Here is a 12,880-nt window from a genome sequence, read left to right as displayed (position 1 = left end):
TTCCTTCGTAGATGGATTCTGAAGAAACTAGCAAACGCATGATGTTTCCACCGAATGCCTTGGTGAATCCAAATAGTAGCAGTGCCATCACGAACAGGAACATGACTCCTTGAATCATGACAGGGCCGACATCTGAATAGCGGCCTTCGCCATTGCGTCGTGCTATGACAATCTGCGAACCGGTACTGAATCCGAATGCGATGGTGAATACACATATATAAAATAACCCGCCCATAGCCGATGCTCCAAGAGCTACCTCGCTCACGTGTCCGAGGAATGCTGTGTCGGTGACATTGATGACATTTTGTGCCAGCAAGCTTAGTAGTATCGGGTAACTGACACTCCAAATCTGTTTGTTGGTATACATAATTAAGCGTTTAAGTTTACACTTTGCAAAGATAGTGCTTTATTTCGATTCGGAGGCGATGGGGTAGATGAAAACTATTTCCGGACCTTCGGGAGTTTTATCGTTAGTTGATTCGGAATGAAGTATGTCTCCCTTACGGCTTAATATGAACCGGATGATTTGTGTTTGCCGGTGTTCTTGGGCTATACTAGTGCGGTGCTTGCTTGTAAGTTTGCCAGCGAAAGAACTAAAAAGAGTGAAGATTTCTTTGTTGTCTTCACTCTTTTTTATTATTTATTTTCTTTTGAGTATTTCCCGAACTCCAGGACCTTCGTGGTTAGGGTAGCCGGGAGTATGGTTTCTGCATCGTGGATCAGCATCTACTTTCAAGCTTCGGTAGTCATCTTTTGTGCGGGTGATGTAATCATCAAGCATGGCACGGTGTTCTGCGAGAACTTTACTGTATTTCGGATCTTTGGCGAGATTCTTACGTTCTCCCGGATCTTTTTTCATATCATATAGTTCTTCTCCGTTGCCTTCCAGATAGTGCGTGTATTTGTATCTCGGTCCGCGTACCATACGTCCGGGGGTAACGACATATTCATATTCGCTGTGCCATTCGGAAACTACATAAGGGTGAGTCTTTTTCTGTTTCTCTCCTTTTAATGTAGGTGCGAGACTGATTCCCGGCTTTTCGACTGGAACGGAAATTCCTGCCAAATCACAAAGGGTAGGCAAAAGATCCAGCGTAGGCTGTGTCAATAGTTGCTTTACTGGTTTTTTCTGTTGTTTGATGCCGGGGCCTGCGAAGATAAACGGAACGTTTGTCATTTCATCATAGAAACTAATATGCTTGGTCACCATACGGTGTGAAGCCATTCCGTCGCCATGATCGGCCATGATAACAACGATGGTGTTTCTTCCGGCAGGAGTGGAGTAAAGAGCTTTTAATACACTGTCTACTTGCTTGGACACCATTTTAGTATAGTGCTGGAAAGCGGCAATGTAATGACGGTAATTCTCTTCATTCCAATGAGAGGCCTGGGTCATGCGGCGATGGCTGCAACAGATGTATTGCACCGGTTTGGGGATATTGTTCCAGTCTTCCACGTCGAAGTTGGCTGGTAGTTCAGGAAGAGTTCCGCTGATGGGGCGGTCGGTATGTACTCCTTCATTTGCTCCTACGAATCCGCAAATGTTGTGAGGGTTCTGAAAATCGGCAATACAGATGAAGGGTTCTTTGGGAGGGTTGCTTAAATAAGCAACAGCGTCTTCGCAGGTTCCTACGTCCAGGAAGCTGTCGTTATTGACCGGGAACTCCGGATCAGTGAATGGTTTGGCTACCGGTTCTTTGTGTTTGAATCCTCTTAGGGAGCCCATGTCGTGTGTTTTTCCGAAGTGTACGGCTTCGTAACCGTTTTCGGAAAAAAGGCTTCCTAGTGTCGGTACATTTTCGGGAATACGTGGGTTGATAGGTTCGCTGGAGTTCGAACGTACATTCGTTTGATGAGGCATCATGCCGCTCCATAAAGCTGCGCGTGAAGGTTGGCTGAGAGGGCAGCCTACATAAGCATTGGAGAAGATAACTCCTCGTGAAGCGACTTCGTCAATAGGGAGGGTGCAGCCTTGTGTTTGCCCGTAAGCTCCGACGACGCGTTGTGTCAAATGGTCGCACTGGATAATCAGGAAATTGGGCTTTTCTTGAGCTTGGGCTGCTACGCCGCATAGGGCTAATCCCATGAATGGATAAATAGTTTTCATTACTGGTTAGAATTAAGTAATAGTTGATTTTGAAACAAAAGTAGGAAAAAAGGAAATGCAAAAAAGGGTGAAGTAGTAGTTTTGGACGCAAGTGAAAGTATTTTGTACAAAAATGTAATGTGTGATGGAGTATTAGGGGGAACTATTGCTGATGAACGTTGGATTGTGAAGGATGAACGGCAAGTGGTTATTGATTAACGGGGTGGCTAAAAAAGAGAACGGTGAACAAACTGCAATTATTAGGACGCAGTTTGTTCACCGTTCATCATTTATCGTTTACCGCTAATTAGCTGTTCATGCTCATCAGGAATTCATCGTTATCTCTGGTCTTTTCCAAACGGTCTTTAACGAAGTCCATTGCTTCGATCGGATTCATGTCTGCAAGATATTTACGTAATATCCACATGCGGTCAAGAGTTGTCTTATCAAGCAACAGGTCGTCGCGACGAGTGCTGGATGCAGTAATGTTGACTGCCGGGAAGATACGTTTGTTGGACAGGTTGCGGTCGAGCTGCAACTCCATGTTGCCGGTACCCTTAAATTCTTCGAAGATAACTTCGTCCATTTTAGAACCGGTATCGATCAATGCGGTAGCGATGATGGTCAACGAGCCGCCGTTTTCAATATTACGGGCAGCACCGAAGAAACGTTTAGGTTTGTGAAGTGCATTTGCATCCACACCACCGGAAAGAACTTTACCGGATGCAGGAGATACTGTATTGTATGCACGAGCCAGACGGGTGATAGAATCAAGGAAGATCACTACGTCGTGACCACATTCTACCAAACGTTTTGCCTTTTCCAATACAATACCTGCAATTTTTACGTGACGTTCTGCCGGTTCGTCGAAAGTAGAAGCGATAACTTCTGCATTAACGCTGCGTGCCATATCGGTTACTTCTTCCGGACGTTCGTCAATCAGCAGCATAATCATGTAAACTTCCGGGTGATTGGCTGCAATAGCGTTAGCGATATCTTTCATTAAGATAGTCTTACCTGTCTTTGGCTGGGCAACGATCAAGGCACGTTGTCCTTTACCGATAGGAGCGAAAAGGTCAACAACGCGTGCAGACATGGAGTCTGAATAACCGCCTTTGCAAAGTTTGAACTTTTCATCCGGGAAAAGAGGTGTCAGATGTTCGAAAGGAACACGGTCGCGAACGAAAGCTGCGTCACGTCCGTTAATTTTCGACACTTTTACCAACGGGAAATATTTTTCTCCTTCTTTGGGTGGACGGATAACACCTTCCACTACATCACCGGTTTTCAAACCAAAGAGTTTGATTTGAGATTGTGATACATAAATGTCGTCCGGAGAAGAAAGGTAGTTGTAATCGGAAGAACGGAGGAATCCGTATCCATCCTGCATGATTTCCAGAACGCCTACTCCGTTGAGAATATCATCGAATTCGTAAGGCTTTTCGCGTTCAATAACCTTGCGCTCCTGCTGTTGTTGCTGTTGTGCCGGAAGATTCTCGTTCGCATGGTTTTGCTGAGTGGCACGTGGCATCGGTAAGCGTTGTTGGTTCTGATTCTGAACCTGATTTTGATTATTGTTATTACGCTGGAAATTATTATTGTTGTTATTAGCGTTATTGCTATTATTGTTCACATTGTTGTTACCGTTGTTATTGTCGCGTGGACGGACAATACGCGGGCGTTGCTGCTGTGCTTGCTGCTGTTGAGATTGTTGTTGCTGTTGAGGATGAGATGGCTGTTCAGGTGCTGTTTGCACAGGTTCTGTTTTAGTTGCCTCGAATTTGCCAAAGAGTTCGGTAGGAAGCTCTATTTTTTCAGAAGGCAGATCTTCGATTGGAATAAAATCATCATCGTCAACGCTGGATAAGATATTGCTTTCCTCGTCGATAACGGGTGCGGCTTTCTTTTGTGGTTTATCTATAACTTTTTTCTCTGCAACAGGCTTGTTTGGCTCTGCGGCTGGTTTATTTGTTTCTGCAGCCGGTTTGCTTTTTGCTTTCTTTTCAGCAGTCGGCTGTTGTGCTGGAGCAGCTTTTTCTTTTGTTTCAGTAGTTTTCTCTGCAACAACAGGCTTAGTTTCCACCACTTTGGGAGCAGCCGGTGTTACATTTTCTACTTCTTTTTTCTCTTCTGCGTCAGCGCTCTTGCGTGGACGTCCCACTTTACGCTTGGGAGCAGTAGTAGCGTTTTCTGCTTTAGCTTCTACAACAGGAGCTTCTTTTTCTTTGTTTGTACTTTCTTCTTTCTTGGAAGGTTGTGGTGCTTTTACAGGAGTGGCTTCTTTTGTTTTATTAACCTCTCCACTCTTTGGTGTGGAAACTACCTTGTCTTCTTTTTTGGTAGGAGCTACCCGTGAACGCTTTTTCTTTTGTTCTTCATTTTTGCGTTCTTCTTTGAGCTTATCTGCGGCAACTTTCTTAGTAGCTCCTACAATAGCCTGTTCATCGAGTATCTTATAAACAAGGTCTTCTTTTTTGTATGAGTCTGCTTTTTTTATGCCTAACTCTTTGGCAATAACTTGAAGTTCCGACAGATTTTTGTCGTTTAATTGGATAATGTTATACATATAGTATGGTAAGTTATTAATATTTCTTTTTTTGCTGAATTACGGACAGCATTACTACAGCTTATGGCTACAGATATGCAAGCATACGTTTTGTTTTTTATTCTGAATTAGGGATGTATATGTTGAATCGTAGAATGTTTCAACGGGGCAAAGATAATAATTTTTTTTGGTTTCATGAACAATCAAACATTTTTTTCCACGTAAAAGTGTATCTTTGCTACATAAAAGAAAATAGTATGACAGTAAATGAAGCTCATTTAATTTATTTTTCGCCTACACACACATCTAAACAAGTTGCGGAAGCGATTGTTCACGGTACGGGCATAAAAAATATCCTTCCTATCAATGTGACGCAGCAGATTGCAGATGAAATCGTGATTCCTGCATCTGCTTTGGCCATTATTGTAGTGCCTGTGTATGGAGGGCATGTCGCTCCTCTGGCAATGGAGCGTTTGCAGTACATCCGGGGAGTGGATACTCCGACCGTTTTGGTGGTGGTGTATGGAAACCGTGCTTATGAAAAAGCTTTAATGGAACTGGATGCTTTTGCTATTCCTCATGGATTGAAAGTGATTGCCGGGGCAACTTTTATTGGAGAGCATTCATATAGTACTGATAAACACCCGATTGCGATGGGACGTCCCGATGAGTCGGATTTGGCCTTTGCTACGGAATTTGGGAAGAAAATCATGGAAAAAATACAGGCTGCCGATAGCATGGATACCCTTTATCCGGTAGACGTACGTGCTATCAAACGTCCGAGCCAGCCATTTTTTCCTTTGTTTCGCTTTTTGAGGAAAGTTATCAAGTTGCGTAAAAGTGGAACACCGCTTCCCCGCACTCCTTGGGTGGAGGATGAGAATTTGTGTACCCATTGTGGGTTGTGTGTGGTCCGTTGTCCGGCAGGGGCTATAACGAAAGGGGATGAGCTGCATACAGATGAAGCTAAATGTATCAAGTGTTGTGCCTGTGTAAAAGCCTGCGTTAAGAAAGCACGGGTGTATGATACTCCTTTTGCGGCTTTGTTGTCAGATTGCTTCAAGAAACAGAAATTGCCTCAAACTATTTTGTAGATTACGACACGCTTAGTCGTTTCATCAATACGAAAGCGGTTGTCTGTTCGTTCGCCTATCAGCCACGCAATGTGTTCTCCACAGCAGAGTACCCACTGGCGTTCTTTTTGACTGATAGAAAATTTGCGGTCGGTCAGATAATCGCTTATTTTTTTCTTTCCTTTCATTCCGAAAGGAATAAAAGTGTCTCCTGTCTGCCATTTCCGGTAATGAATATCTCCATTCAGTTTGTCGGCATCAAAACAGGCTATTCCTTTGTCGCGTGGAATTAGGAAATCAGGGGTGTATTCTTTTTCTTCTTTGATGATTTGAAAAGGAAGAAGAATTTCATTTCCCGATTCAATAGCTTCTATTAATAAGAATTCTCTGTCTTTTATCACTCTCCATTTTTTACTGCAAAATTGTTTGCCCGGTTGGCTGTGAAGCGAAAAGGCAATATCTTTGATTTGTGCAGAATTGAAGCCTAGAGGATGCAAGATTTCGAATAGAATAGCTTCGGGTGCCGGTTCTTTTACTAACTCACTGATTCGGATACCTTCTGTCGTTACAATATTATTTTTGGTTTCCTCTATGCATTTATTATATATGGTAGCTACATCATTCAGATAATTGCTCGTGTCTATCAGATTCTTTTTGACTGACGGATTGATTTCCTGCATAAGAGGAAGGAGATTGAGCCGGATTTTGTTACGGGTATATTCGTCTTCCAGATTGGTACTGTCTGTTACATAATCTTGTCCAATGCTCTCCAGATAATGAATGATATCTTCTCGATTGACGCAAAGCAGAGGCCGCACGATTGCTCCGTTGCGGGGGCGGATTCCTAATAAACCGGTAATTCCTGTACCTCGAATCAGATTGAGTAGTATGGTTTCTACGCTATCATCCTGATGATGTGCTACGGCGATCACATCTGCCTGGCATTCTTTTCTCGTTTTCTCGAACCAGTCATAGCGTAATTCCCGTGCAGCCATTTCAATCGAAATCTGTTTTTCCTTTGCGTATTGTGTCGTGTTAAAATCAATTGTATGCAAATGGATTCCGGTTCTTTTGCAAAGTTGGCGGACAAACAGTTCATCCCGGTCTGATTCTTCGCCTCGCAGGTGGAAATTACAGTGTGCGGCTTCGCAATGATAACCTGCTGTGTGCAGAATACATAGCAGTGCCACCGAGTCGGCACCGCCACTCAATGCAATCAGGACTTTGGCATCCAGTGAGAACAAATGTTCTTTTTCTATATATTTTGTAACGCGTTGTTGTATCATATCTGCAAAGATACGAGTTTATCAATAAGTTTTTTATTTTTCCTAAATCTTTTGGAGGAAGAAAATGGCTGCTATTTAAAAACATTCTAAATAATTTGCGTGCTCCGAAGTTATGAATTATCTTTGCCGAAAATTTTGAGAGTTATGCGTTTGTCCGAATTAAAAACAGGAGAAAAAGGTGTTATTGTAAAGGTATTGGGGCACGGTGGTTTTCGTAAACGTATTGTGGAGATGGGCTTCATTAAAGGTAAAACGGTTGAAGTGCTGTTGAACGCTCCCCTAAAAGATCCCATAAAATATAAAGTCTTAGGTTATGAAATATCTCTTCGTCGTCAGGAAGCTGAAATGATCGAAGTAATCAGCGAGGAGGAGGCAAAAGAACTGGCTGAAAAGACTGTTTATCATGAAGGATTACCCGAAGACCTTTCAGTAAAAGAAGAAGATATGAAACGGTTGGCGTTAGGTAAACGTCGCACCATCAATGTTGCCTTGGTCGGAAACCCGAACAGTGGCAAGACTTCTTTGTTTAATCTTGCGTCCGGTGCTCATGAGCATGTAGGTAATTATAGCGGTGTGACCGTGGATGCCAAAGAAGGTTATTTTGACTTCGAAGGTTATCATTTCCGTATTGTCGATCTGCCGGGAACTTATTCTTTATCTGCTTATACGCCGGAAGAAATCTATGTTCGCCGTCATATTATCGATGAAACTCCTGACGTGATTATTAATGTCGTCGATTCTTCTAATCTGGAGCGAAACTTATATCTGACTACTCAATTGATAGACATGAATGTCCGCATGGTAGTGGCTCTGAATATCTATGATGAACTGGAAGCCAGTGGAAATACATTGGATTACCATTTGTTGAGCAAGTTGTTCGGGGTGCCGATGTTGCCTACTGCCAGTAAGAAAAATCGTGGATTGGATACGTTGTTTCATGTAGTTATCAATCTGTATGAAGGAGTAGACTTCTTCGATAAACAGGGAAACATGAATCCGGAAGTTCTCAAAGACTTGACTGAATGGCATGACTCTTTGGAAGACCGTAAGAACCATGAGGAAGAGCATCTGGAAGATTATGTGCGTGAACATAAAAAGACGGGGCGCGTCTTCCGGCATATTCATATAAACCACGGTCCTGATATAGAAAAAGCGATTGAGGCTGTAAAAAGTGAAGTGTCCAAGAACGAGTTTATCCGGCATAAATATTCTACCCGTTTCCTCTCCATTAAATTGTTGGAGAATGATCCTGACATTGAGCGTATTGTACGCACATTGCCGAATGCGGATGAAATTTTTCATGTCCGCGACAAGATGTCGAAGCGTGTTCAGGAGACAATGAATGAGGATTGTGAATCGGCTATTACTGATGCTAAATATGGATTTATCAGTGGTGCGTTGAAAGAAACGTTCACGGATAATCATCTGGAACAGGCGCAGACAACAAAGGTATTGGATTCGATTGTAACTCATCGTGTCTGGGGATTTCCTATTTTCTTTCTTTTTATGTATCTGATGTTTGAAGGTACATTTGTCATTGGCGAATATCCGATGATGGGGATTGAATGGATGGTAGAGCAGCTTGGTGAATTGTTGCGCAATAATATGTCGGAAGGTCCATTTAAAGATCTGCTGATTGATGGAATTATCGGTGGGGTAGGAGCTGTCATTGTTTTCTTACCGAATATCCTGATTCTGTATTTCTGTATTTCTATCATGGAGGATTCTGGTTATATGGCTCGTGCGGCTTTTATCATGGATAAGATCATGCATAAAATGGGGTTGCACGGAAAGTCGTTTATTCCTCTGATTATGGGATTCGGATGTAATGTGCCTGCGATTATAGCGTCCCGTACTATTGAGAACCGGAAGAGTCGTCTCATTACCATGTTGGTGAATCCATTGATGTCTTGTAGTGCGCGTCTGCCGATTTATTTATTGTTGGTGGGTGCTTTCTTCCCGAACAATGCAAGTTTGGTGCTGTTAAGTATCTATGTGATTGGTATTGTGCTGGCCGTGGTAATGGCTCGCTTGTTTAGCAAGTTTCTGATAAAGGGTGATGATACGCCGTTTGTGATGGAGCTTCCTCCTTACCGAATGCCGACAGCGAAGTCTATCTTCCGGCATACATGGGAAAAGGGAGCGCAGTATCTGAAAAAGATGGGTGGAATTATTATGATTGCTTCTATTATTATCTGGTTTCTGGGATATTATCCGAATCATGATGCTTATGAAACGGTTGCCGAGCAGCAGGAGAATTCTTATATCGGTCAGTTGGGGCGTGGAATAGAGCCGGTAATAAAGCCATTGGGATTTGATTGGAAATTAGGTATTGGCTTGCTTTCCGGTGTAGGGGCGAAAGAATTGGTGGTAAGTACGTTAGGCGTTTTGTATGCAGATGATCCGGATGCTGACTCGGTGAGTTTGGCAGAACGTATTCCGATTACTCCATTGGTCGCTTTCTGTTATATGCTGTTTGTATTGATTTACTTCCCGTGTATTGCGGCGTTGGCGGCTATCAAACAGGAATCGGGTAGTTGGAAATGGGCGCTTTTTGCTGCCTGTTATACAACGGCATTAGCTTGGCTTGTATCATTTACTGTTTATCAGATTGGAGGATTGTTTGTATGAATAATTGGCAAGAGTGGGTAGTCGGAGTACTCGTTGTGCTCTGCATTGCCCGTGTCGTATATGGAATATTTCTTTTTTTTCGTCGTACGCGGGAAAATCAGAATCCTTGTGACAGCTGCGTAAGTGGCTGTGAACTAAAGGATATGATGGAGAAGAAACGCAGAGAGTGTGATGTAAAGAAAAAAAGTACAAAGAAAAATTGCTGCGGATAGTTGGTAGTTTCAAAATTTGTACTACCTTTGCAACCGCAAACGAGAAATAATGGTTCCTTGGATGAGTGGCTTAGTCAGCGGTCTGCAAAACCGTGTACGGCGGTTCGAATCCGCCAGGAACCTCAACTATCACTTTAAAGCCCTTGAGAGTCAAGCACTTTCAAGGGCTTATTTTTTACGGAGACCGTTTCGGGGGACCACTTGAAAATTTGAGAATATTCGGCTCAGTCTGAATACCTGCTTTATTCTTTATTTAGAAGAGAAATCTATTGTTCCTGCTGGGTGCTCTCGTCAATTCCCGCATTATGGTATGGTACAATAGGTACTGTGTTTAATTCTTTATTTTAGGCTTTTCCCTATCGACAATTATAGTATTCACTAGTTTTTTATGATTTTCCTGCGTTACTTTTGTTATAAACCAAAAGAAAAACCCATGAAAAAGATTTTATTTATCCTATTTGCTACCCAATTTATTTTGGCTCCTTATATAATAAAGAGCTATGGTGCAAATCTTATTGAAGACAATTATGAGTATTCGGGAGTTAATCAAGGGAGAAAGACTGTCGAAAAGGATATCTTTGGAAATATCATCATTCGTGATGATAAAGGCAATAGGAAGACCATTGAAAAGGATATTTTTGGGAATATCACTATTCGTGATGATAAAGGCAATAGAAAGACCATTGAAGAGGATATTTTTGGAAATATTACCATTCGTGATGATAAGGGCAATAGAAAGACTATTGAAAAAGATATTTTTGGGAATATCACCATTCGCGATGATAAAGGTAATAGAAAGACTATCGAAGAGGATATTTTTGGAAATACCATCATTCGCGATGATAAAGGTAATAGAAAGACTATCGAAGAGGATATTTTTGGAAATACTATCATTCGAGACAATAAAGGTAATAGAAAGACGATTAAAAAAGATATCTTTGGAAATACCATTATCGAAGATGACAAAGGCAATAGAACAACCATTAAAAAAGATATTTTTGGGAACGAAATAATTGAAAGTAGTGATGGTCATAGAAAAATTATCAAAAAGGATATTTTTGGAAATACAGTTATTGAGGATTATTAAAAGGTTATATTTATAAGGAGGAAATGTATCAGACTTATCTTCTTGTACTGATTTAGGGGTTAGATCGATTAACTGATAATGTGAAATTAATGGTGATATTAAAGAAATATTTATGATCTTTGTACCCATGAATATCGGAAATTAGTTGAATAGATTGATGAATCGTATAAAAGGTATACTTTATGCAGCGGTGTCTTCCTCTACTTTTGGACTGGCTCCGTTCTTTTCCCTCACTTTATTGTTGGCAGGTTTTTCAGCTTTCGAAGTGCTTTCCTATCGTTGGGGAGTGGCGACAATTGCGTTGACTCTGTTCGGATGGTGTTCGGGATGTAGTTTTCGATTGGAAAAGAAGGATTTTTTAGTTGTTCTTTTATTAAGTTTGTTGAGGGCAGTTACTTCATTCAGTTTGCTTATAGCATATCAGAATATAGCTACCGGGGTGGCGTCAACCATTCATTTTATGTATCCGTTGGCGGTATCTCTAGTCATGATGTACTTCTTTCAGGAAAAGAAATCCCTTTGGGTGATGTTTGCGGTCTTCATGTCCTTATTAGGAGCGGCCTTGCTTTCATCGGGGGAACTAGAGGCGAAAAATGGTGATACGATAGTCGGACTGGTAGCAGCTTGTGTTTCTGTGTTTTCCTATGCGGGGTATATTGTTGGTGTACGAATGACACGCGCTGTTCGAATCAATTCCACTGTACTGACTTGTTATGTTATGGGGTTAGGAACCGTTCTTTATTTTATAGGTGCTCTGACTACTTCCGGGCTTCGGCTGGTAGCTGACGGTTATACCTGGTTGATTATTTTGGGACTTGCATTACCGGCTACAGCCATTTCTAATATAACATTGGTACGGGCTATTAAATATGCAGGGCCTACGTTGACATCTATTTTAGGTGCGATGGAACCATTGACAGCTGTGGTGATCGGAGTTTTTGTGTTTAAAGAATTATTTACTCTGAATAGCGCTATTGGGATTATTTTAATTCTGTTGGCTGTGAGTGTGGTAATATTTCGTAAACAAAAAAATGAAAGAGTATAAAAAAATGCTGTTTTACCTGATCGGATAAACAACATTTTTATAGGAGAGCCTCTTGTCGGATTCGAACCAACGACCCCGAGATTACAAATCACGTGCTCTGGCCAACTGAGCTAAAGAGGCGTTTTTCTTTTGCGGGTGCAAAGGTATGAATTTCTTTTAAAAATGCAAATACATCGCATACTTTTTTTATATTTGCAAAGTTACCAATGATTAGATGAAAATGAAAATTATGAATGTATGTGGTATGGCGATTTTAGCCATAAGTATATGGGCTTGTTCCGGACAGAAAAAGGGGACGGCAAATGTAGAAGTTGCAACAGATAGTGTAGAAGTAGCTGCAGATGCTATATCTGTTCAGACAGATAGTACAGGATATATTGTTCGGGTAGGAGAGATGGCTCCGGACTTTACGATTACCCTGACAGATGGTAAACAAGTGAGTTTATCTTCCCTTCGTGGTAAGGTTGTCATGTTGCAGTTTACTGCAAGTTGGTGCGGAGTTTGTCGTAAAGAAATGCCGTTTATTGAGAAGGATATTTGGTTAAAGCATAAAAATAATGCAGACTTTGCTTTAATTGGCATTGACCGTGACGAACCACTTGATAAAGTATTGGCTTTTGCTAAATCTACCGGAGTGACTTATCCGTTAGGACTGGATCCGGGAGCTGATATTTTTGCGAAATATGCATTGCGTGAATCCGGAATAACAAGAAATGTGTTAGTTGATAAGGAAGGAAGAATTGTAAAACTGACTCGTTTGTATAATGAAGAAGAGTTTGCTTCTCTTGTACAGAAGATTAATGAGATGCTGAAATGAAAGAAAGCCTTCATTAGGCGTTTTTGACGGAGCATTTATGAGCATATAAAAATAGTGACGCTATCCTGATGTGATGGCGTCACTATTTGGGTTATATA

10 protein-coding genes and 2 tRNA genes are annotated in these 12,880 nt (G+C 41.6%); 7 read left to right on the top strand and 5 right to left on the bottom strand.

Translation table 11 applies throughout. From position 1 onward, the window contains the following. The 3 genes from BXY_RS22120 to rho form a co-directional block, all read right to left on the bottom strand. A partial coding sequence (locus BXY_RS22120; RefSeq protein ID WP_243442511.1) for an MATE family efflux transporter occupies positions 1 to 367 on the bottom strand: 367 nt, incomplete at its 3' end. Between the two features lie 273 nt (positions 368 to 640). Further along, complete coding sequence (locus BXY_RS22115; RefSeq protein WP_015532996.1) at positions 641 to 2,107, bottom strand: sulfatase family protein; 1,467 nt, start codon at positions 2,105 to 2,107, stop codon at positions 641 to 643. A 286-nt stretch (positions 2,108 to 2,393) separates the two neighbouring features. Beyond that, on the bottom strand, positions 2,394 to 4,652 hold the full coding sequence (rho, locus tag BXY_RS22110) for a transcription termination factor Rho (protein ID WP_015532994.1): 2,259 nt from the start codon (positions 4,650 to 4,652) through the stop codon (positions 2,394 to 2,396). 236 nt (positions 4,653 to 4,888) lie between these two features. Here rho and BXY_RS22105 point away from each other — a divergent pair, with 236 nt between their 5' ends. Beyond that, a complete protein-coding gene (locus tag BXY_RS22105; protein WP_074705482.1) occupies positions 4,889 to 5,725 on the top strand; it encodes a 4Fe-4S binding protein in 837 nt (278 codons plus the stop codon). Here the strand turns inward: BXY_RS22105 and tilS are convergent. Continuing rightward, entirely contained in the window at positions 5,710 to 6,990 is a 1,281-nt protein-coding gene (gene tilS / locus BXY_RS22100; protein WP_015532992.1) for a tRNA lysidine(34) synthetase TilS, read from the bottom strand. The genes BXY_RS22105 and tilS overlap by 16 nt on opposite strands. A gap of 144 nt (positions 6,991 to 7,134) precedes the next feature. Between tilS and feoB the strand changes: the two genes are divergently transcribed. From feoB to BXY_RS22075, 5 genes are all read left to right on the top strand, one after another. Further along, positions 7,135 to 9,621, top strand: coding sequence for a ferrous iron transport protein B (feoB, locus tag BXY_RS22095; RefSeq protein WP_008774741.1), 2,487 nt, complete (start codon positions 7,135 to 7,137; stop codon positions 9,619 to 9,621). Next, positions 9,618 to 9,833: a hypothetical protein gene (locus tag BXY_RS22090; protein ID WP_004312937.1), complete on the top strand. Its 216-nt coding sequence runs from the start codon at positions 9,618 to 9,620 to the stop codon at positions 9,831 to 9,833. Before feoB ends, BXY_RS22090 begins: the two co-directional genes overlap by 4 nt. A 51-nt stretch (positions 9,834 to 9,884) precedes the next feature. Then, positions 9,885 to 9,956: transfer RNA gene (locus tag BXY_RS22085), tRNA-Cys, on the top strand. A gap of 310 nt (positions 9,957 to 10,266) precedes the next feature. Then, entirely contained in the window at positions 10,267 to 10,920 is a 654-nt protein-coding gene (locus BXY_RS22080; protein WP_008644585.1) for a hypothetical protein, read from the top strand. A gap of 157 nt (positions 10,921 to 11,077) precedes the next feature. Then, positions 11,078 to 11,965: a DMT family transporter gene (locus BXY_RS22075; protein WP_008644587.1), complete on the top strand. Its 888-nt coding sequence runs from the start codon at positions 11,078 to 11,080 to the stop codon at positions 11,963 to 11,965. Positions 11,966 to 12,011: 46 nt separating this feature from the next. Here BXY_RS22075 and BXY_RS22070 read toward each other — a convergent pair. Beyond that, positions 12,012 to 12,085 (bottom strand) — tRNA-Thr (locus BXY_RS22070). Between the two features lie 94 nt (positions 12,086 to 12,179). Between BXY_RS22070 and BXY_RS22065 the strand changes: the two genes are divergently transcribed. After that, the gene (locus BXY_RS22065; protein ID WP_015532990.1) at positions 12,180 to 12,782 is read left to right on the top strand and encodes a TlpA family protein disulfide reductase; all 603 of its coding nucleotides are present in this window, start codon (positions 12,180 to 12,182) and stop codon (positions 12,780 to 12,782) included. Positions 12,783 to 12,880: the final 98 nt, after the last annotated feature.

The organism is Bacteroides xylanisolvens XB1A (assembly GCF_000210075.1).
GTDB lineage: Bacteria > Bacteroidota > Bacteroidia > Bacteroidales > Bacteroidaceae > Bacteroides > Bacteroides xylanisolvens.
The sequence above is the reverse complement of the archived record's forward strand: the minus strand, read 5'-3'. Positions and strand labels throughout refer to the sequence as shown.